The organism is Sphingobacterium detergens, assembly GCF_003610355.1.
In the GTDB taxonomy this organism is placed as follows: Bacteria; Bacteroidota; Bacteroidia; order Sphingobacteriales; family Sphingobacteriaceae; genus Sphingobacterium; species Sphingobacterium detergens.
In genome coordinates this window covers 135,662-156,602 of the sequence record NZ_RAPY01000003.1, presented here as the reverse complement: position 1 = coordinate 156,602, position 20,941 = coordinate 135,662, and the positions used below count along the sequence as shown (strand labels likewise).

16 protein-coding genes are annotated in these 20,941 nt (G+C 38.7%); 12 read left to right on the top strand and 4 right to left on the bottom strand.

The window, feature by feature from the left end; genetic code table 11:
* The first annotated feature begins 20 nt into the window (after positions 1-20).
* The 8 genes from DFQ12_RS16390 (at position 21) to DFQ12_RS16360 (ending at position 11,433) form a co-directional block, all read left to right on the top strand.
* Entirely contained in the window at positions 21-1,175 is a 1,155-nt protein-coding gene (locus tag DFQ12_RS16390) for a FecR family protein (protein ID WP_120260150.1), read from the top strand.
* Between the two features lie 244 nt (positions 1,176-1,419).
* A complete protein-coding gene (locus DFQ12_RS16385; RefSeq protein ID WP_244211764.1) occupies positions 1,420-4,998 on the top strand; it encodes a SusC/RagA family TonB-linked outer membrane protein in 3,579 nt (1,192 codons plus the stop codon).
* Between the two features lie 3 nt (positions 4,999-5,001).
* Positions 5,002-6,600, top strand: coding sequence for a RagB/SusD family nutrient uptake outer membrane protein (locus DFQ12_RS16380; RefSeq protein WP_120260148.1), 1,599 nt, complete (start codon positions 5,002-5,004; stop codon positions 6,598-6,600).
* A 1-nt stretch (position 6,601) separates the two neighbouring features.
* Positions 6,602-7,504 (top strand): zinc-binding metallopeptidase, encoded by a 903-nt coding sequence (locus DFQ12_RS16375; RefSeq protein WP_120260147.1) that lies wholly within the window; start codon positions 6,602-6,604, stop codon positions 7,502-7,504.
* Between the two features lie 5 nt (positions 7,505-7,509).
* Positions 7,510-8,373, top strand: a complete 864-nt coding sequence (locus DFQ12_RS16370) for a DUF4302 domain-containing protein (RefSeq protein WP_120260146.1) — start codon at positions 7,510-7,512, stop codon at positions 8,371-8,373.
* 879 nt (positions 8,374-9,252) lie between these two features.
* Positions 9,253-9,549 (top strand): hypothetical protein, encoded by a 297-nt coding sequence (locus DFQ12_RS27965; RefSeq protein WP_147420435.1) that lies wholly within the window; start codon positions 9,253-9,255, stop codon positions 9,547-9,549.
* A gap of 147 nt (positions 9,550-9,696) precedes the next feature.
* Positions 9,697-10,128, top strand: coding sequence for a nuclear transport factor 2 family protein (locus tag DFQ12_RS16365; RefSeq protein ID WP_120260145.1), 432 nt, complete (start codon positions 9,697-9,699; stop codon positions 10,126-10,128).
* Positions 10,129-10,440: 312 nt separating this feature from the next.
* On the top strand, positions 10,441-11,433 hold the full coding sequence (locus tag DFQ12_RS16360) for an energy transducer TonB (RefSeq protein WP_120260144.1): 993 nt from the start codon (positions 10,441-10,443) through the stop codon (positions 11,431-11,433).
* A gap of 65 nt (positions 11,434-11,498) precedes the next feature.
* On the opposite strand, the gene acs is transcribed toward DFQ12_RS16360, so the two are convergent.
* Positions 11,499-13,415, bottom strand: a complete 1,917-nt coding sequence (gene acs / locus DFQ12_RS16355; RefSeq protein WP_120260143.1) for an acetate--CoA ligase — start codon at positions 13,413-13,415, stop codon at positions 11,499-11,501.
* A 185-nt stretch (positions 13,416-13,600) separates the two neighbouring features.
* Between acs and DFQ12_RS16350 the strand changes: the two genes are divergently transcribed.
* The gene (locus DFQ12_RS16350; protein ID WP_120260142.1) at positions 13,601-14,467 is read left to right on the top strand and encodes a UbiA prenyltransferase family protein; all 867 of its coding nucleotides are present in this window, start codon (positions 13,601-13,603) and stop codon (positions 14,465-14,467) included.
* 46 nt (positions 14,468-14,513) lie between these two features.
* On the opposite strand, the gene DFQ12_RS16345 is transcribed toward DFQ12_RS16350, so the two are convergent.
* From DFQ12_RS16345 to rsmA, 3 genes are read right to left on the bottom strand one after another with little or no spacing between them, the layout of a single operon-like run.
* The gene (locus tag DFQ12_RS16345) at positions 14,514-15,458 is read right to left on the bottom strand and encodes an NAD(P)-dependent oxidoreductase (protein WP_120260141.1); all 945 of its coding nucleotides are present in this window, start codon (positions 15,456-15,458) and stop codon (positions 14,514-14,516) included.
* Positions 15,448-16,626, bottom strand: coding sequence for an FAD-dependent monooxygenase (locus DFQ12_RS16340; RefSeq protein WP_120260140.1), 1,179 nt, complete (start codon positions 16,624-16,626; stop codon positions 15,448-15,450). Before DFQ12_RS16340 ends, DFQ12_RS16345 begins: the two co-directional genes overlap by 11 nt.
* A 1-nt stretch (position 16,627) precedes the next feature.
* Positions 16,628-17,407, bottom strand: coding sequence for a 16S rRNA (adenine(1518)-N(6)/adenine(1519)-N(6))-dimethyltransferase RsmA (rsmA, locus tag DFQ12_RS16335; protein ID WP_120260139.1), 780 nt, complete (start codon positions 17,405-17,407; stop codon positions 16,628-16,630).
* 166 nt (positions 17,408-17,573) lie between these two features.
* Here rsmA and pdxA point away from each other — a divergent pair, with 166 nt between their 5' ends.
* The 3 genes from pdxA (at position 17,574) to DFQ12_RS16320 (ending at position 20,938) form a co-directional block, all read left to right on the top strand.
* A complete protein-coding gene (gene pdxA, locus DFQ12_RS16330) occupies positions 17,574-18,629 on the top strand; it encodes a 4-hydroxythreonine-4-phosphate dehydrogenase PdxA (RefSeq protein WP_120260138.1) in 1,056 nt (351 codons plus the stop codon).
* A 238-nt stretch (positions 18,630-18,867) separates the two neighbouring features.
* Positions 18,868-20,301 carry a CCA tRNA nucleotidyltransferase gene (locus DFQ12_RS16325; RefSeq protein ID WP_120260137.1) on the top strand — a complete coding sequence of 478 codons (1,434 nt, stop codon included), beginning with the start codon at positions 18,868-18,870 and terminating at the stop codon, positions 20,299-20,301.
* A 46-nt stretch (positions 20,302-20,347) separates the two neighbouring features.
* Positions 20,348-20,938: an IS1096 element passenger TnpR family protein gene (locus DFQ12_RS16320; protein WP_120260136.1), complete on the top strand. Its 591-nt coding sequence runs from the start codon at positions 20,348-20,350 to the stop codon at positions 20,936-20,938.
* The last annotated feature ends 3 nt before the right edge of the window (positions 20,939-20,941 follow it).

Below are 20,941 nucleotides of genomic sequence, written 5' to 3'. Positions count from 1 at the left end.
GCGTTTCTTTAGTGTAATATATGAAGGAAAATGCAGGACATATTGCTAACCTAATCCATAAATTTCTTTGCGATCAGTTGACCGAAGAGGAAAAGCTACGGTTTGATGAATGGCTCCGAGCAAGTGCTCAGAACAAACAGCTTTTAGCGTCATTTCAAAAAGCACAGAATATAGAGGAAGATTTGGTCATTTTAAGACAGTTGGATGCTAATAAAGCTTGGAATCAACTGAACAATAAAAGCGGAAATACAAAATCAAACGGAAAATGGTTAATTGGAATCGCTGCATCACTATTATTAGTGATGGGACTTGTTTATATATGGTATAATAATTTGCTGATAAAGGATACAAGTGAACAAAAACAAACCATAGCTGTTGGACGAGATATTGCACCAGCAAAAAGTGGTGCAATTTTGAGAATGGCAAATGGTGATGAATTTTTGTTGAATAATACAACTGCTAAGGCGCTGGACAATAATAAAACATTAATGGCCAGTGATCTGGAATTGATTGTTAAGAATAGTGGTTCCTATGCCGAAGATCATTTGAATTCCCTTGTTGTTCCCCGCGCTAGTTTTTATAAACTGACGTTAAGTGACGGTACTAAAGTTTGGATAAATGCACAGTCTAATTTAACATTTCCAGCGCAATTTCCTGATAATGAGAGACGAGTGGCGCTTGAAGGGGAAGCTTATTTTGAAGTGGCGCACGATGCGAAAAGACCGTTTTTTGTGGCTTCTAAAGCGGGCGAAATCAAAGTGTTAGGAACGCATTTTAATGTATTTGCTTATCATGACAATATCCGTACGACATTAGTAGAAGGTAAAGTAGAAGTAAGACAAAAGGAAAATAAACTTGAATTAATACCCGGGGAGTTTGCATCACTTTCAAAAAATAATCTTGTCAAGGGTAAAGCAGATATTCAGCAAGACCTAGCATGGCACAACAATGAATTTTATTTTAAAAAGGAGACCATTGTTAATATTGCACATCAGCTTTCGAGATGGTATGATTTGGAGGTAAAGTTTAGAGGGGATGTGCAGCTAACCAAGGAATACAGTGGAAGTATTCAACGTGATGTGCAGCTCTCCCAAGTTTTGGAAATGCTATCGTATGTCAGTGATCTCCGTTTTGAAATTCACGGTAAAGAACTGATTATTGAGAATAAAAACTAAATCATCTTAAATCGTAAATGCTTATGATATAATTTTACTATCCAAAACTTAAAGTAGCCTATAAAGGAGAACAGGAATGTTGGCGCATCCCTGTTCAGAAATGTGATCAAAGGGCTCATAACTTAAAAGTGAACTATTAATTACCTAATTAACCACAAAATGTAAATGTATGAATAACTTACCATTTGGCAAAGCCTGGTCCTTGATACCTCAAGATCACAGGTTTTGCAAACCCTTACGTATTATGAAAATTAGTACATGCCTTTTATTTGCATTTGTAACCGGAGTCCATGCAAAAGGAACCGCTCAAAAGGTTACATTGAAGATGAGGAATGCACGGATTGAAGAAGCACTTTCGGCAATTTCTAAGCAGTCCAATCTCCGCATATTATACAGTGAAAATCTGAACTCAAAATCTCGTATTACAGTCAATCTTAAGGATGCATCTGTCAAAGAGGCATTAAATTCTATTCTGAAGAATAAAAATATTGAGTACAAGATTATTGCCAACACAATTTCTATAAACAGCAATGGGAAGAACGAAATAGTTACTGAGGATTTACAGCAAATCGTTTCTGGAACTATCAAAGATAATAACGGAAATCCATTGGCTGGCGCTACAATTACTGTTAAAGGTAGTTCGATCTCTACCCAGACTGATGGAAATGGCCACTTTAAAATCAATGCTGATGGAAGTGCGACGTTAGTTATCCGCTACGTGGGGTACAATAATACCGAAATTGCTATTAACAATAGAAATGTAATTTCGATTATTTTAGACTCTAATGAAAAACAAATTGAAGAGGTCGTCGTAACAGGATTAGGAGCTAAAATTGATAAAAGAACTTTTACAGGAGCAACTGCTAAAGTTGATATGAAAGATATAGAGCTTGGTGGCCTTCCCGATCCATCAAGAGCTTTAGAGGGGCGTGTAGCGGGCGTGTCAGTTCAAAATACAACCGGAACTTTTGGTTCTGCTCCAAAGATTCGTGTTCGTGGTGCAACGTCAATTTATGGTAGTTCAAAACCCCTTTGGGTAATTGATGGAATTATTATAGAAGATGTTGCGAATGTTTCTTCGGACGATCTTTCTTCAGGGGATGCATTGACATTGATCAGTTCAGCTGTTGCAGGATTAAATGCAAACGATATCGAATCTTTCACAGTACTTAAGGATGGTTCAGCGACCTCGATATATGGAGCCCGCGCTATGGGTGGTGTCATTGTTATTACAACCAAGAAAGGAATTGCAGGAAGAAATTCTGCAAATTATGTTGGAGAGTTTACTTCTAGGGCTATACCATCTTATAATAATTTCAATATTATGAATTCCCAGGAACAGATGGCCTTTTATCAGACTCTTGAACAAAGAGGATGGTTGACAATGGCTGATGTTGCAAGTAGATCCGAATCAGGAGTCTATGGGAAAATGTACGAGTTGATCAAAGCGGGGCAGTTAGAAAATACGCAGGAGGCAAGAAACGCCTACTTAAGACAGGCGGAATACCGAAACACCGATTGGTTTAAACAATTGTTTAGCAAAACAATCATGCAGAATCACTCGGTCAGTCTTTCTTCAGGTACAGAGAGAGCACAGTACTATACATCTATCAGTGGAGTTTTTGATAATGGCTGGGCACGTAAATCTGACGTAAAGCGCTACACAGGTATGTTCAATGCATCCTATAATTTGTACGATAATCTAAAATTGGACCTGCGAACAAATGGATCCTACCGGGATCAAAGGGCACCTGGTACGATAGGGTCATCTGTGGATCGAGTCTCCATGGAAATTAAACGAGATTTTGATATTAATCCATATACCTATGCGTTAAGGAACTCACGTACACTTGATGCTAATGAATTTTATACTCGAAATTATGCACCTTTTAACATCTTACATGAATTGGATAATAATTATATGGATATTAATGCTGCAGATATTAAATTTCAAGGTGAACTTAAATGGAAACCAATTAAGTCGCTAGAGTTAGGCATTTTAGCAGCTACACGATATCAACAAACATCACAGCAACATTATATCAAAGATCAGTCAAATCAAGCATTAGCTTATCGTTGGATGCCAACGACATTTATTCGTGACGCAAACCCTTTCTTATATACAGACCCAAGTGATCCTTATGCTGTTCCTGTTTCTATTTTACCTTATGGAGGTATTTATAACCGTACAGATAACAAGATGTTGACGAAAGACTTTCGGTTTACTGCTGCATACGATAAAACATTTAATGAGATCCATAAGCTTTATGCATTTGGAGGAGCGGAAACGAATTCGGTTGACCGAAATCAAAATTGGTTTAGAGGCTGGGGCTTACAATATGATTTAGGGGAGCTTCCATTTATTGACTATAAATTATTTAAGAAAAGTCAAGAGGAAAATGCAGATTACTATTCCATTGATCGCAGAAAAAATGGCGATGTAGCACCAGCGCGGAATAGACAAGTCGCATTTTATGGTACCGCCAATTATACATTTGATAATCGTTATACCATTAATGGTACCTTAAGGTATGAGGGGACTAACCGTTTGGGGAGATCAACTTCAGCACGATGGATGCCAACATGGAATGTCTCTGGAATGTGGAATGTAATGGAGGAAGATTTCTTTAAAAAGTTGAATACACCTTTTTCAAGTCTAAGTTTCAAAGGATCCTATAGCTTGACTGCAGATAGAGGCCCTGATTTCGTTACCAATTCCAAGATCATTATACAGAGTTACAACCCGTGGCGACCAAGTACTGCAGACAAAGAAACTGGTCTTTCTATTTCAGATTTAGAAAATTCTGAGCTGACTTACGAGAAAAAACACGAACTGAATATTGGTACTTCTATTGGTTTGTTCCAAAATAGAATTGCTTTAGATGTAGATTATTATAAACGCAAGAATTTTGACCTAATAGGTATTGTTAATACGCAGGGACTTGGTGGAGAGATTTCAAAATATGGTAACGTTGCCAATATGGAATCCAATGGATTGGAGTTTAGTCTATCTGCGACAATTGTGAAAAAGGAGGATTTCTCATGGACATCTAGTTTCATTTATACAAAAGCGAAGAATAAAATAACTGCTTTGGAAAATAATAGCAGAATCTCTGATCTAATTGCCGCTGGTGGTTATGGAGTTGTGGGCTATCCCGTAAGACCGTTGTTTTCTATTCCTTTTAATAGACTTCTTCCTAACGGATTGCCTGTATATAATTACATAGATGGAGCAGAGACAACGACAGGTGTTTATTTTCAAGAACGTAAAAGGATTGATTTCTTAAAATATGAGGGACCTACTGAACCGACTGATATGGGAAGTTTTGGCAATGTGTTTTCTTACAAGAATTTTAAGCTAAATGTATTTATTACGTACTCATTTGGAAATGTAGTTCGATTGGATCCAGCATATAGAACAGGTTATACTGATCTTGATGCGACACCAAGGGAGTTTTCTGATGCGTGGACAGTTCCGGGCGATGAAGCATTTACGAATATTCCAGTTATTTTGGATTCTCGCTTTATTCGCAATAACAGTCAATTTGGTTATGCCTACAATGCTTATAATTACTCTACTGAAACTGTTGCTAAAGGTGATTTTATTCGTTTGAAAGATATTTCCTTATCATATGAATTACCAAAACATTTTGTGAAATCTATCAAAATGAACAATCTGGGACTTAGATTTAACGTCATCAACCCTTGGTTGATCTATGCAGATAAACGTCTTAATGGACAGGATCCAGAATTCGTAAACTCAGGCGGTGTGGCGTTGCCAATTGCAAAACAATATACTTTAACCTTAAAAATGGGATTCTAGCATATGAAAAATAGATTATTATATATATTAATTTCGGCGGGGATATTAACAATAAGCTTTTCTTCCTGTAAGAAATACCTGGATGAATTGCCCGATAATAGGGCTGAATTAAATACTACCGACAAAATAGCCAAAATGCTAGTAGGTGCTTATCCGAGCAGTTCATATGTGGTCGTATCAGAACTGTCTTCTGATAACGTTGACGATGTTGGACCTGTCTATTTAAATTATCCTCGATTTATAGAGGAAATTTATAAATGGCAAGATATAACAGAAACCAATAATGATGGGATTGAGCGTGTTTGGGCAGCATGTTATAGTGCTATAGCTAGTGCTAATGCGGCGTTACAAGCAATTGAAGAACAAGGTAATCCGATTAGCCTAAATGCACAACGTGGAGAGGCTTTGCTGGCGCGTGCTTATAATCACTGGATTCTTGTCAATATGTTTGCTCAAAATTACTCAAAAAAGTATTCGGCAACAGATTTAGGTATTACCTATATGACAAAGGGAGAGACTACCTTGAACCCCAAATACCAGCGTAACACAGTGGCTGAAGTCTATAACAATATTAAAAAGGATGTTGAAGAAGGCTTACCATTAATTAATGATGCTTCCTATGCAAACTCTAGTGTTGCAAAATATCATTTTAATCGTGCCGCAGCGTATACATTTGCATCTCGTGTTGCTCTGTTTATGGAGGATTGGGTAAAAGTTGTTGAATATGCTACATTGGCTTTGGGTGAGAATCCAAGTACAACTTTAAGAGATTATAAAACAATTGCCTCCTTTGCGGCTGCTTATGCAAATATAAGCAGAGAGTATAATGCTAGTTCAATAAAAGCAAATTTCCTCATCGCAACGGCTTCCTCTTCGATGGGACAGACTTTTGGTAACTATTCAACCAACAATAGGCTGGCCCACGGAGGGAGTATCGGTATGACTGAAACAGTATATGCAAGGCAGCCATTCGGTCGGGCAACTTCTTCTACCGACTACAGAATAAGAGCTTTTGTGTACTCTAGTACAACAACGAATAAAATTCTTTTTCCTCATTTAGCACGTATGTTTGAATATACTGATCAAGTTGCTGGAATAGGATTTACTAAAGGTGTATACGCGCCGATCACCTCAGAAGAAGCACTATTGAATAGAGCGGAGGCATATATACACTTAAAAAATTATGGTGCAGCAATTACTGATATGCAAATTCATATTGACAATAACACAATAAATAACCCCGCGACGATAAGTGAAGCTTCAATTAATACTTGGGCAAATTCATTTGCTTATTTTACGCCAACTTCGCCTACGCCAAAGAAGAAATTAAATCCAGACTTCCAAATTGAAGCAGGAACACAAGAGAATATGATTCAGGCGATACTATCGCTTAAGCGCCTGCAATTTATTCAAACAGGTATGCGTTGGTTTGATGTAAAACGTTATGGTATTGAAATCACAAGAAGAGAAGCTCCGGCTGTCTTTAATGGTACGATGACATATACAGTTACTGACAATACACTTACAGTAAGAGATAACCGACGGGCTATTCAACTACCACAAGATGTAATAAATGCTGGCTTAACTCCTAATCCTAGATAATATGAAAGTTATTAATAAACTAATACCAATATTAATTTCATGTGGAGTTTTATTTTCCGCATGTAATAAAGAAGATAAACTGGATTCAAAAAGTGTTTTTGTAGATTCAGAAATTCCTAAAAATGCATTGGATAACTATTTGTACAATAATTATACAAAGCCATATAACGTAGAGATATTATATAAATATGTGGATAAGGAATCAAATATGACTTATAGATTGGTTCCTGCACCCTATGAATCGTCTATTCGTTTGTCAAAACTGATGTTATTTTTGGTAATGGAACCGTATAGCGAAGTTGTTGGCAGCAAACAATTTTTAAGAGATAACTTTCCTAAAGTCATTACATATACAGGGTCAGTACCTGTGCAAACAAATGGAGTAATTATACTCGGAACAGCAGAAACAGGTACTAAAGTTTCCTTGTATAATCTATTGGAGTTGAATGAAGCAAATGGTAAAAATCCTGAGTTCCTAACGAATGGTTTTTTTAAAACGGTTCACCATGAGTTTCAGCATATTTTAAATCAAAATAAGCCTTATCCTAGCAATTTCAAAGAAATAACTGGCTTAGGTTATGTAGACGATGAGTGGAATACGACATATACTTCGGTTGGAGCAGCAGTTGCAGCGGGTTTTGTTTCTCCTTATGCCTCAAAGGCTGACACAGAGGATTTTGCGGAATTGTATTCTTTTTACGTAACAAGAGGCCAAGCTGAATTTGATGCTATTCTTAATTCTTCAGGGTCGACCGCAGCTGGGAGAACGTTGATCCTGTCGAAACTGGCAATCGTAAAATCCTATATGAAATCTGAATGGGGAATTGATATGGATATGTTGCGTGCAAATATTATCGCTCGTTATCCGCAGCTCAATACTTTCGATCAAACAACTATAAATTAAGAAAAATGAAAATAAAACTATTTATATTAGCAATATCCATTTTGTCTTTGAGCGTAAGTTGTGAGAAGAAAATGGATAAGATCTTTGATGAGAACCCTACAGATCGTCTAAATGCAAGTGTTGCCGATGTATATTCTACACTGCAATCAAATAAAGATGGTTGGGTGGTTAAATATTTCCCAAGTAGTGCTCTGGAGTTTGGTGGCTACACATTATTTGCTAAATTTAATAATTTAGCGGATGTTACTTTTGAGGGTGATTTGACGACCCTTGCACCACAGACAAGTACATACATCGTAGTGCCAGGAGCCGGTCCAATTTTAACCTTCGATACCTATAATCGGATCTTTCATTATTTTGCACTACCGGGATATTTTAATAGAAATGCGGCTTATCAACTTCCAGGTTTTTTAACAGCCCAAATTGGAGCTGTTAACGAAGGAATGAAGGGGGAGAATGATTTCTTGGTAACAAAGGCGTCTGGAGATTCTATTGTTATGGAAGGAAGAAAGTCCTATAACAAGGTTGTTTTTTTACCAATTAAATCGAACGAAGCTTCAACGATCATAGCATCATATCGTGCTGCGGTAGCGAAATTCCACGCCTTTTCAAATTACAGGTTTGAAGCGGGAACCGAATCTTTCCCTGCAACATTTGCGACGGCTGCAACGAAGAGAGCATTGCTTATTGCTGGAAATGCTAAACCATATGCTTATCGCTATACGCCTACTGGGCTTGACTTTTACACAGAGTACGATGTAAATGGAGTGAAATTTAGAGAATTGAAGTATGTAGAACCAACGGGTGCATACTCCAAAGGATATTTTACCAATGATGCTGAAACCATTAAGTTAGTTCCAGGGACCTAATCTATTATATTCTATCTGTCCTAAGAGAGATTGTTTCATATATTTATTTGGATTGCCCTTCTAGAGTTTTCTGGAGGGGCTTTTTTAAGGTACTCCTGTCATCTAATAGATCTGCCGCTACAATAGTGATTTTTGAGTAAATAGGTTTAAATCACAAATTTTTAAATTTCATGTGGTACTTTGTTCTCCTAATTATCTACATGGCTTGAGGTCTATTTGCTCAGAAAAAGACAGTATCAATAAGATATCTAAAATTTGAAACAATTTGTGTTTTTATTCGTCGGCGCATCGATCATGACATTTACTGAGTTGAAAACAAAAAACATATGAAAGGATACGGTGTGAGTGTTTAAATTGAACCATATCCAAACCTTTATTGTATCTTCTCTGCATTATATTTTTTTAAGATGTTGGAACACTGCTTTATGATTATCTCAAAGTATGATCAATGGCGCCTGCCTAACGAATTTCATTACCCCAGTTTTTTATTATATTCAACTGACGATTTTGTAGAGTGGTTTTTAACGAGAGTCTAATGCATCGTATTCTGAGTTTTCCACATTGTGTTAATAACGATGTGGAAAACTTGTTTTTAAGATGGTTTGGATGACTACGGCGTGAAAATGCTTCAAATTGCACTATGGCGGTGTCATTTTGCGGAACAAGATGTTGATACGCCCCTGTTTCTAGATTGTTTCGACCTAGGTTGGTGATACTTTGTCACGGGGAACTTTCATTTCGCCATCCGGCGGAATCGTTTTCTCTTCTGTTTGATTCATTTCGACGCCTATCTAAGCGAACAAGTCTCCAGTCAGTGTCATACAAACAGGAGACTTGTTCATTCTGACGGGCAACTAACTCATTCTGACCTGTGAAAATGTGAAATTCCCATCCGTCGGATTGGTTTCGCTACAGGACTACGTCGTTCAGATACTCGGGGAAATGTCAAAGTTGGAGCGCGAAATCGAGCATTCGGAGTGTAATCTTACACTTTACCTCGCTATTCGTTATGGATGCCATGCTGTCGAAATGATTTCCTCAGAAATGACAGTCATCTTGATCGTCAAGGTATTAAAGTCGCTTAACAAGAAATTCACCTCAATTAAATGTAATGCAATTTTTCTACGGCCATTATCTTTTACCGCCCTATCCCCCTCATTCACCGACTTTTTCTGAATGTTAGTCTAAATGTAATAAAATCGTAGGCTACGTTGTCTTAATTTTGAATCAGAAAGTTGAAGGAAATGTTGCAACAAAATCAACATCCCTACGACTACTAGGAAAGAGACAATAAAAAACTAACAATATAAAGTAGAAACGATTATGAAAACTTTAGTAAAGACATGTGCAGCAGCAGCTTTGATCGCAGTATCAACATTTACGATGGCTGCAGTTAATCCTGGTAAAACATTGAACCTATCCACTGCAGACTTAGCTATTGATAGTTATGTATCTGTCATGACAGAAGGTATATCGGGTGGTGTTGAGCAACTATTCGCTTCCGATTTCAGCCAAAAGATTCAAGGCGAAACTAGACGTACCAATACACGTTCAGAGGTAATTTCTTTCTTGAAAAAACAAAAAGGTGAAAAACTGAACTGTAGTACCAAAACCGAGATCCTAGAGGAGTCCGAAAATTATATGGTGGCGCGGATTACTATGAAATTCGAAACATTTACGAAAACCGATCTGGTTACCTTGGTAAATGAAGCCGGTAGCTGGAAGGTCGCGAGTTCGGTAAACTCATACAAATAGCAACTGTTTAATTAAATTCATATGTTTATTTTTGGCCACGTCGTGATGATGTGGCTATTTTTTTGTTAACTGATATAAAGACTTCAATAAGCCTAAAGCTTAAATCGACCTACCACGTTATTGGAGATAGTTAAGTTCGAGGAAAAGATTGGGTTGTCATGTTTTTGGGTTTTAAACATAGTTATTAACATTGTGTGGAAAACATAGCTTCTTTAATTGTAGTTATGTTGAACATAGGTAATGATTATTTAACCTGTCAATTTCTAATTTACTTAAGAGATTTATTAAATTGCGCGGATATTAAGAACTATTATGAAATATTATCTGCATTTGTCAGTCAAACTTATTTGTTTTCTTCTATTCACTTTATGTATATCGAATCTTTACGCCCAAGTCGCTTTTACGAGTTATCATAAGAGAAATGGCGCTGAAACAAAACAGCGTGATTCCGCCTATTTTATAAGAACAATCCATGTGGATGCTGAAGGTAAGGATAAAGTTTATCGTATTGAAGAATTTTATTTGCGGAATGACTCCATTAAACTTAGTGGTATTAGTAGGAATCCTCTTTATCCGTTTAAATTCCAAGGCCGAAAGTATGAATTTTATGAACATGGAACTTTAAAAAGCTTAGAAAACTTTAGCGATGAAAGCGCGCTTATAGATTCGGCATTTTACCTATACCCCAATAATAAACTAGAAAAAATTGTGTTCTACCCAAGTAGCCCCGATAAAAAAGGAAAATTGAAAATAGAAAACCCCAGGTATGTCGTATACTATGACTCTTTAAATAACAAACGGTTGGAAAATGGGACTGGTTTTATTCGGTTGGATTATGGCTGGAGTTATGAAGAAGGGGCAATGGAAAATAACCTACGGGAGGGCCAGTGGAAAGGGAAGATGGGAAAGGATAGTTTCGTCGAAACTTACAATCATGATCAATTAGTGTCGGGGATTAAAACAAAGGAAAACGGTGAGGTTTTTAGTTATGATACCACCAACTTTATGAGTCCTCCGGATTATCCTGGTGGGATTTCGCGACTGATGGGTTTTATCGGAAGCAACTATACCTACTCACGTGAGGCAATTAGCAATAACGTATCGGGTATTGTAATGATTGAATTTATCGTAGACAAAGACGGTAATATTAAGGACCCAGTTGTAAAAAAGGATTTAGGCTTTGGGACAGGAGAGGAAGGAGTCCGTGTTATAAAAAGAGCAGGAAAATGGAAACCGGGAATACAGCGCGGAGAACGGTTGAATGTGAGATATTCAATTCCTATTCGACTTAACTCATCGCGATAAGGAAATCCAAATAATAAGAAAAGCCTCCCAATGGGAGGCTTCCTTTGTTAAAGGTTCTTGTGGAACTATTTTTTCAGGCCTTCAGCACCTTGTATGATACCTTCGACTACTGTCGGATCCTGCAAAGTAGATGTGTCACCTAAATTACTGATATCTCCCTCCGCAATCTTGCGTAGAATACGGCGCATGATCTTTCCGGAACGTGTCTTTGGAAGGTCATTGACAAACTGGATAATATCTGGTTTGGCAATAGGACCGATAATGCGCGAAACAGTCTCCATGATATCTTTTTTGGTTGCTTCTGCATCCGTGTGGTGATTAGCAATAACGTAAGCATAGATACCCTGGCCTTTTACCGGATGTGGATAACCGACAATAGCGGATTCCACAACGTCAGCATGCATATTGATGGCATTCTCTACCTCCGCAGTACCGATGCGGTGACCAGATACATTCAAGACATCATCCACGCGACCTGTGATTTTGTAATACCCTTCTGGGCTACGGTAACAGCCATCGCCCGTAAAATACATGTCTTTGTAAGTGGAGAAGTACGTTTGTCTACAACGGTCATGGTCGCCCCAGGTCGTACGTAGCATACCTGGCCAAGGGAATTTGATACATAGATTTCCGGTGACATCATTGCCCTCGATTTCTTTGCCATTTTCGTCCATCAACGCCGGTTGTACACCAGGCATTGGGAACATCGCATAACTTGCTTTTTCTGGTGTAACACCAGCTAAAGAAGTGATCAGGTGACCACCATTCTCCGTTTGCCAATAAGTATCAACGACAGGACAATTCTTTTTACCGACCTTTTCATTAAACCAGTTCCATGCTTCTTCGTTGATAGGTTCACCTACTGAACCTAGTACACGTAGTGAGGAAAGGTCGTTTTTATCTACAAATTGATCGCCAAAAGCCATTAATGAACGTAGCGCTGTAGGGGACGTGTAAATGATATTGACTTGAAATTTGTCAACAATATCCCAATAACGGCTGGCATCTGGGAATGTTGGGATACCTTCAAACATCAATGAAGTGGCACCTTGGGATAGTGGCCCGTAAACAATATAGCTATGGCCAGTAATCCAACCGATGTCAGCTGTACAGAAAAATACATCATTTGGTTGATACTGGAAGGTATTCATAAAGGTGTATCCCGTGTAGACCATATAGCCACCACAGGTATGTACAACTCCTTTAGGTTTACCTGTAGATCCAGACGTGTAAAGGATAAACAGGGTATCCTCAGCATCCATTTCTTCTGCTGGGCAGGCTGGATTTCCTTGGGTTTCCACTTTCTTGATCTCATCTTCCCACCATACATCACGGCCTTTGATCATGGATACCGGTGTACGCGTACGTGTTAATACAATGACTTTCTCTACAGTATCACATTGCATCAAAGCATCATCAACAATATTTTTAAGTCCAATGGTTTTATTACCACGGTAGCTACCATCGGAAGTAACGATCAATTTGCATTCCGCATCCACGATACGATCGGCGATGGAACGTGCCGAGAATCCACCAAAGACAACCGAATGGATAGCGCCTATACGGGCACAGGCCAATACTGCAATCACCAATTCAGGAACCATCGGTAAATAAATGCAGACACGATCACCCTTTTTGATATTGTTATTCTTTAATACATTAGCAAATTGTTCAACCTTCTGCAACAATTGTTTATAGGAAAGGATACGATGTGCTTCATTTGGGTCATTTGGCTCCCAGATAATCGCTGGTTTATCGCCATTCGCATAAATATGACGGTCCAGGCAGTTTTCGGTAATATTTAATTTTGCACCATCAAACCATTTGATATTAGGTTCCTCAAAGTTCCAGTTTAGCACTTTATTCCATTTTCTCTTCCAGAAAAAATGATCCGCTATGCTCGCCCAAAACTCCTCAGGTTGTTCTACACTTCGCTTATATTCACTTTGATATTCTTCAAATGATTTTATTTGTAGGCTCATTGTTATAGGATTATTATGAATTATTTTAATTTATAAAGTTATCGTTGCGAAATTGTTTTTAATAGCTCAATTTCGGTGTACAATTTAGCGGTTTTTGCCCATTTTATCAACAATTTGATGTTTAATATAATGTTAAACTACTTTTATCTATCAAGATTGTTATATTGCAGCAAGATTAAACACAGATGTTGTTTCTAAGAAAGATATTCTATATCAGCATTTATACGAATATTTTGATTGCATTGGCCGCCATGGCTCAATGTGCACTGACCTATATCATATTTGAACGTCCGATCAATTGGTCTATTGTCTTGGTTGAGGGGACAGCAACATTATTGCTCTACAACTTTAGCTTATGGTGGTCTAAACCCCAAAACCCAAAAGAATCAAAATTTGCCCGCACGCGCTGGATATTTAATCACGAGTGGGTGATGTGGCTAAATAATGTCATCACATTAATTATTCTTGGTTACTGTTTGTTGCACATCCATATTTATTCGTTCTTATTCCTAGGTTTTATTGGAATCTTGAGCTTGTTGTATGGGATGCCGCTGTTTACTTTTCACGATCGCAAAGTTGGGCTTCGGCAAGTTCCTGGGGCAAAAATCTTCCATATCGCCTTGGTTTGGGTATGCAGTAGTGTCGTGCTTCCTTATGTCGAATTGCTCAATATCGGGGACAGGATAGACTCTTGGGTACTTGTTGCACTTTGTGTGCTAAAATTTATATTTTTGATTATTTGCACACTACCTTTTGATATACGCGATATTCAACAGGATTCCTACTATCATTTGAGGACATTGCCCAATATGTTAGGGGAGCAAAAGGCAAAAAGACTTACCTATACTTTATTGCTGTTACATAGTCTCTTAATCCTTATCGCTCCTTATCTGTTATGGATCAAATTGGGGCTGATCTTAACCAATATACTGATTTATGCACTCCTAAAGCTGGCTGTCTTCAAAACGAAAGATCACTACCACTATGCCTACTTATTGGATGGTAGTCTGGTGCTCCAATTTTTGATCGTAGTCTTATTTAGTATTTACTAGGTAATATTGCTTTCATCATCCGATGATGGATTAAAGTTTTTATTTTTTAATATTTGCCCTGTTGCTTTAAAAATGCGATAATCTTATCTGCAGCAACTTCTGATAATTTGTAATAGCTTTCAAAAGTCCAGCCCGCTACATGGGGCGATAAAATGACGTTATCCCTACTGATAAGGTCGGGATACCAGGTCTGTTCCCCAAGTTTGGGGAATTTTTCAACAGGGAGTACATCAAAAGCTGCTCCCAGGATACGGCCCTTATCAAGACCGTTTAGTACGGCCGGAACTTGTACAATCTCACCTCTGGCACCCAACAGGAAAAAGATAGGTTTGTTAAACTTCGATAAATACGCATCATCGATCATTCCCTTTGTCTCGGCAGTCAATGGGATATGGAAACTAATAATATCGGCTTGTTCGTAAATATTTTCCATGCTTGCTTCTTCTGCATACTCGTCAGTATAATTCGTCCGGTATTTGTCGTAAGCCAGTACCTTCACGTCAAAACCAGAAAGCTTTTTGGCCATCGCCATACCATTATGGCCATAACCGATCAAACCAACAGTACGACCTTTAAGCTCATAACCTCGGTTGGCTTCACGCAACCATTGACCAGCTCTCACTTGTTGATCACTGCGGTTGAGATTGTTCATCAGACTCAATAACATTCCGATCATATGTTCGCCCACAGCATCTCTGTTTCCCTCATTGGCGGGAATCAAGGTAACCTGTTTTTGAATGGCAATTTCATCGTCGATATTGTCCATTCCTGCTCCAGCACGTGCGATAAAACGGAGGTTGGATGCAAAGTCAAAAAGCGGCTTATCTACCTGAAATTTCGAACGAATGACCATTCCGGAGTAGTTAGCAATGATCTTTTCGGTTTCTGCACGGTCGATATCGGGGCGGTAATCATAAGCGATACCCGCCTGCGCAAATTTCTCCAACATAATTTCGTGGATGTCATCGACAATCAAAATATTAGTCTTCATGATTACGGTTAATTTGCATAAAATCTACTGACAATAGTTTGTTTAATTGTTGCTGTTTGAGCCCGTTGGGCATTATTTTCATAAAAAAATTGCGCATGCCAATCAAAAGGGGATTTTCCCATTGGGCGATTTTGCCAATCTGCCAGGAAGTATTACTGATATAGTTGACGCGATCCAATCGACGCGTTTCAAATCGCGAGAAGGCTTGTTGAATGGATGCGGCTGTTTTCAGCTCATCCAGCAACACCGCAACATCTTCTATTGCTTGACAGGCGCCCTGTCCTAAATTGGGGGTAGTGGCGTGACCAGCATCTCCGAGCAAAAGGATATTGTCAAAAGCAAGCTGTTGTAATGGCGCGATATCTATAATGTCGTTCCAGATCAGTTCGGTATCCTTGGTCTCGGACAGAATCGTTGGAATAGGATCGTGGTATTCCTTGAAGTTGTTCAATAATTCTGCTGTGGTCCAGTTTTTTAGCGTCGGATTTTGCTGTATGCTGTTGATGCAGGCATACCAATATACACGATTGCCAACAAGGGGTGTCATTCCAAATCTACCTTTTGAACCCCAGGTTTCAGTGCTTTTTTTGAGTTGGATACTGCTGTTATCTATTGTTGCCCGCCAGCAGGTATAACCTGAATAACGGGGGCTTGAGGCCGGTATCAATTGTTGACGTAATAGTGAATGTACACCATCGGCAATAAGTAATGCAGCTCCTACAGCTTGGCTTCCGTCGGTAAAATGAACACAGACTTGTTCCCCTAACCGTTCAAAGGAAGTCGCACGTTTGCCAAGGTGAACCTGACTATCGGGAATTTTTGATAAAAGAAAGTGGTGCAGGTCCGCCCGATGTATGGCAAAATTGTCCTGATTGTATTTTTTGCTGATGGATTTGGTATTCGGTTCGACCAGAATATTTCCTTTTTGATCCAACACATTATAGGAACCCAGATAATGTCCAATTTGACTGATTTCATCTTTTAATCCCAGATGATCTAGGGCCTGCATGGCATTGGCAGCGAGTCCAAAACCTGCACCTATACCTTTAAGTTCAGCTACACTTTCATAAACATGGGCTTTAAGACCCAATTTTTGAAGGCCTATCGCGGCACATAATCCAGCGATCCCACCGCCAACAATAATAAAAGTGTTATCTGCAAAATTCATATCAAAGGCAATTCGCGATCTCGTTAGTCAAGCTGACAAAATCGTCTACAGTTAACCGTTCTGCCCGCAACTCATAAAGCGGATTATCTGACATTTTATCTTTCGGGACAACCCCTGAGAGGGAATTGCGTAAAGTTTTGCGACGTTGATTGAACCCTGCTTTGACGACACGCCAAAACAACTTCTCATCACAGGCCAGTTGTTCGCGGTCATTGCGGGTCATACGGATGACACCCGACAGTACCTTAGGCGGCGGATTAAAAGCGCCAGCCTTTACGGTAAAGAGGTATTCTACTTTATAGTAAGCTTGTAAAAACACACTCAGAATTCCATATTCTTTACTGCCTGCTTTCGCTGTACAGCGCTCAGCGACTTCTTTTTGAAACATCCCTGTCATTTGAACAACACGTTGACGTTCGTCCAGAATTTTGAAGAGAATCTGAGAGGAAATATTATAAGGAAAGTTGCCGATGACAGCCATCTTTTCGCCAAAATATTGCGAAAAATCAAGGTTTAGAAAATCGCCATGGATTAATCTTTTCCCCAATTGTGGGTATTTATCATCCAAATAGGCAATCGATTCCTCATCAACATCGATCAGATAGGTCTCATATTCTTCTTTCTGTAATAGAAAGTCAGAGAGGACACCCATTCCCGGACCAACTTCGAGTACTTGGCTGAAACCCAATTTAGGATCCAATGCCTCTACAATACGTTGTGCGGCATTCTTATCGTTTAAGAAATGCTGTCCTAGATGTTTTTTTGCTCTAACTGTACTCATTATGCAAAATTAGAAATTAAAAAGCTTTATAAAGTAAAAAGTCAAAATTAAAAAGTAAAGACAGTTTGCAAGTCATAGGCTTCTCTGGCCAAAATCTCAATACGCATATCTAACTACGCAATACTAAAAAAAAATCCCTATTTTTGATTCAAAGCATTTAAAAAGGATGAGTGATAAACTAAAAATCGGAATTACCGTAGGGGATATTAATGGTATTGGACTTGAAGTAATTATCAAGTCACTGGTAGATCAACGTATGTGCGATTTTTTTACACCAATTGTTTATGGAAATACAAAAGTCGCCTCTTTTCATCGGAAAGCGGTAGGAATAAACGATTTTAGTTTTAATGTAATCAATGATGCTGAACAGGCCCATGCTAAAAGGGCGAATATGATCAATTGCTGGCAGGAAGATGTCAAGATCTCTTTGGGAGAGGAAAACGAAATTGGCGGAAAATATGCTTTTTTGTCTTTGGAAAGAGCGATTGAGGATTTGAAAGCCGGTAAAATAGATGCTTTAGTGACTGCGCCGATCAATAAGCATAATATTCAACAGGAGGGATTCCAATTTCCTGGTCATACCGAATATTTACAGGCTAAAGTTGAAGCTGATGATGTGTTGATGTTTATGGTCTGTGATGAACTACGCATTGGTGTAGTGACAGGACATATTCCACTACATGATGTGGCTGCGAATATCACAGAAGAAGCGATACTGAAAAAGTTGATCCTCATGAATGAGTCTTTGAAAAAGGATTTCTGGGTAGAAAAGCCCAAAATAGCTGTTTTAGGACTTAACCCACATGCTGGAGATCACGGGATTATCGGTACGGAGGATGACCAGATTATTCGACCAACCGTAGAAAAAGCAAATGAACAAGGGATCTTTTGTTTTGGCCCTTATCCGGCGGATGGTTTTTTTGCAAAAGGAGCTTATGAAAAGTTTGATGCGGTTTTGGCTATGTACCACGATCAAGGGTTAATTCCATTTAAGCATATCGCGAAAGGTGCTGGTGTCAATTACACTGCAGGACTATCTATAGTACGTACTTCACCGGATCATGGTACAGGTTACGATATTGCTGGAAAAAACCTGGCTTCACCAAGCTCATTTGTGGAAGCAATTTTCACTGCAGTCCATATTGTAAAACGCAGAAGGGAACAGGCAGAATTGCTGAAAAATCCATTGGCATTCCGCAAATTGTCCAAAGATCGAGATTAGGGTTGTAATAGTTGATGATTTTTTGATCTATAAAGTTATATAAATCAAGTTAGGCAGATGACGAGAATCCTATCCTTCATTAAGGATCATAATGATTCTCCAGTGATAAGATAAAACAGAAATCGTATCGGCTTACAGCTTGTAAGATCAAAATCTCAATTCTTATATCTCCATACTTAATACTAAAAAAAAGTATTACTTTTGCAAACTGTTTGGTTTTTTACCTGCTGTTCTAACTATGTGCGATAATTTACAACATCCAATATTTTCTATCATCAAAGAGCTCGCCGAGCAGACAAATACGGAGTGTTATGTCATTGGGGGGTATGTGCGCGATTACATTATGAAGCGTCCATTCAAGAACGATGTGGATATTGTTGTAGTGGGAAGTGGTATTGAATTTGCAACGTTACTAGGTGAAAGGCTTCATACGAAAGTGGCGGTCTATAAGAATTTTGGAACTGCAATGCTCGTTTTTGAGGGTTTGAATGTAGAGTTTGTGGGTGCGCGCAGGGAATCTTACCGAGCGAACTCCCGGAAACCGATCGTAGAGGATGGCACATTGACCGATGATCAAAACCGTCGTGATTTTACCATCAATGCCATGGCCTTTTCGTTGAATAAAGCCGATTACGGTACTTTGGTAGACCCCTTCGATGGTGTAAAGGATCTCGAACACCGTATTATCCGGACACCCCTCGATCCAATTGAAACTTTCTCGGATGATCCCTTACGTATGATGCGTGCGATCCGTTTTGCAACCCAGCTAAATTTCAAGATTGACATTGACGCCATTACAGCAATTACTGATACAAAAGAACGTATTAAGATTATTTCAAAGGAACGGATTATCGATGAGATCAATAAGATCATTCTTTCACCTAAACCTTCAGTGGGTTTTAAATACCTTTTTGATACAGGTCTATTAGAATTGATTTTTCCGGCCATGTACAACCTGCATGGAGTTGATATTATTGATGGAAAAGGACATAAAGATAATTTCTACCACACATTGGAAGTATTGGATAATGTGTGTGAACTATCAGATGATCTCTGGTTGCGCTGGGCTGCTATTATGCACGATATCGCCAAACCTGCGACAAAACGTTTTGATAAAAAATTAGGCTGGACATTTCATGGGCATGAAGACCGCGGTGCACGTATGGTACCGAAGCTTTTTGCTGAACTAAAATTGCCGTTACACGAAAAGATGAAATTTGTACAGAAACTTGTACAATTGCATCTTCGTCCGATTGTCCTTGCTCAGGATATTGTGACAGATTCTGCTGTCAGACGTTTATTATTTGAAGCAGGTGATGACATTGATGCACTAATGATGCTGTGCCACGCCGATGTGACAACGAAGAATGAGTTTAAAAAGAAAAAGTATCGCCAAAATTTTGAACTTGTCAAGCAGAAACTAAAGGATGTAGAGGAACGTGACAAGATCCGAAATTGGCAACCGCCGATCAGTGGTGAAGATATTATGATACTTTTCGGATTAACACCCGGACGTACTGTTGGACAGTTAAAAAACTTGATTCGCGAGGCTATTTTGGAAGGCGAGATTCCAAATTCCCGAATTGAAGCTTATCAATATTTAGTGAAAAAAGCAGTAGGCATGGGCTTGGAGGTCAAACAAGAAATCCAGTTGGAAATTTCCAATTCTTAAAATATAGTATTAATTTTAAACTGCTAAAAAGAAGAATACATAGAAGATGGCAATTTATAGATTTAGAGTTACTTTTGAAGATTATGAAGATGTATATCGTGAAATTGATATGCCTTCGAAAAGTACATTTTTAGACATGCACGAGGAAATCCACAAAACGACAGGTTATGCGACGGATACTTCTTCCTCTTTTTACGTGAGCAATGATCAATGGAAAAAAGGGACGGAAATTGCGTTTAAACCGACCCAGCGAAAAAAAGATGCTGAAGTTTTGTTGATGGAGAATATTCGCCTGAGCAAGTTTATTGATGATCCTCACCAAAAGTTTTATTACGTCTATAATTTTGACCGCCCGTATGATTTTCAAGTGGAGCTGATCAAGATTTTGAAAGAGGAAGCGGGTAAAGACTATCCGGCCTTATTCAAGTCTGTAGGTCAAGTACCTAAAACAATGACTGCTGCTAACTTCCCGGTATCCGATGCTGTTGAGGAGGATGAATATGTTGAGGAGGATGATACACAATATGGTGTAGATGACGAGGATGAACTAGATGGCTTCGATAGCGAAGATGAAGACGAAGAGGGTGAAGGCGAGGAAGAGCGCGAGGGATCTAGCGGCTACGAAGACGAATATTAATTG

Coding starts and splice junctions, on each gene's coding strand:
- DFQ12_RS16390 (WP_120260150.1), top strand. CDS start 21: ATGAAGGAAAATGCAGGACATATTGCTAACCTAATCCATAAATTTCTT.
- DFQ12_RS16385 (WP_244211764.1), top strand. CDS start 1,420: ATGAAAATTAGTACATGCCTTTTATTTGCATTTGTAACCGGAGTCCAT.
- DFQ12_RS16380 (WP_120260148.1), top strand. CDS start 5,002: ATGAAAAATAGATTATTATATATATTAATTTCGGCGGGGATATTAACA.
- DFQ12_RS16375 (WP_120260147.1), top strand. CDS start 6,602: ATGAAAGTTATTAATAAACTAATACCAATATTAATTTCATGTGGAGTT.
- DFQ12_RS16370 (WP_120260146.1), top strand. CDS start 7,510: ATGAAAATAAAACTATTTATATTAGCAATATCCATTTTGTCTTTGAGC.
- DFQ12_RS16365 (WP_120260145.1), top strand. CDS start 9,697: ATGAAAACTTTAGTAAAGACATGTGCAGCAGCAGCTTTGATCGCAGTA.
- DFQ12_RS16360 (WP_120260144.1), top strand. CDS start 10,441: ATGAAATATTATCTGCATTTGTCAGTCAAACTTATTTGTTTTCTTCTA.
- acs (WP_120260143.1), bottom strand. CDS start 13,415: ATGAGCCTACAAATAAAATCATTTGAAGAATATCAAAGTGAATATAAG.
- DFQ12_RS16350 (WP_120260142.1), top strand. CDS start 13,601: ATGTTGTTTCTAAGAAAGATATTCTATATCAGCATTTATACGAATATT.
- DFQ12_RS16345 (WP_120260141.1), bottom strand. CDS start 15,458: ATGAAGACTAATATTTTGATTGTCGATGACATCCACGAAATTATGTTG.
- DFQ12_RS16340 (WP_120260140.1), bottom strand. CDS start 16,626: ATGAATTTTGCAGATAACACTTTTATTATTGTTGGCGGTGGGATCGCT.
- rsmA (WP_120260139.1), bottom strand. CDS start 17,407: ATGAGTACAGTTAGAGCAAAAAAACATCTAGGACAGCATTTCTTAAAC.
- pdxA (WP_120260138.1), top strand. CDS start 17,574: ATGAGTGATAAACTAAAAATCGGAATTACCGTAGGGGATATTAATGGT.
- DFQ12_RS16325 (WP_120260137.1), top strand. CDS start 18,868: ATGTGCGATAATTTACAACATCCAATATTTTCTATCATCAAAGAGCTC.
- DFQ12_RS16320 (WP_120260136.1), top strand. CDS start 20,348: ATGGCAATTTATAGATTTAGAGTTACTTTTGAAGATTATGAAGATGTA.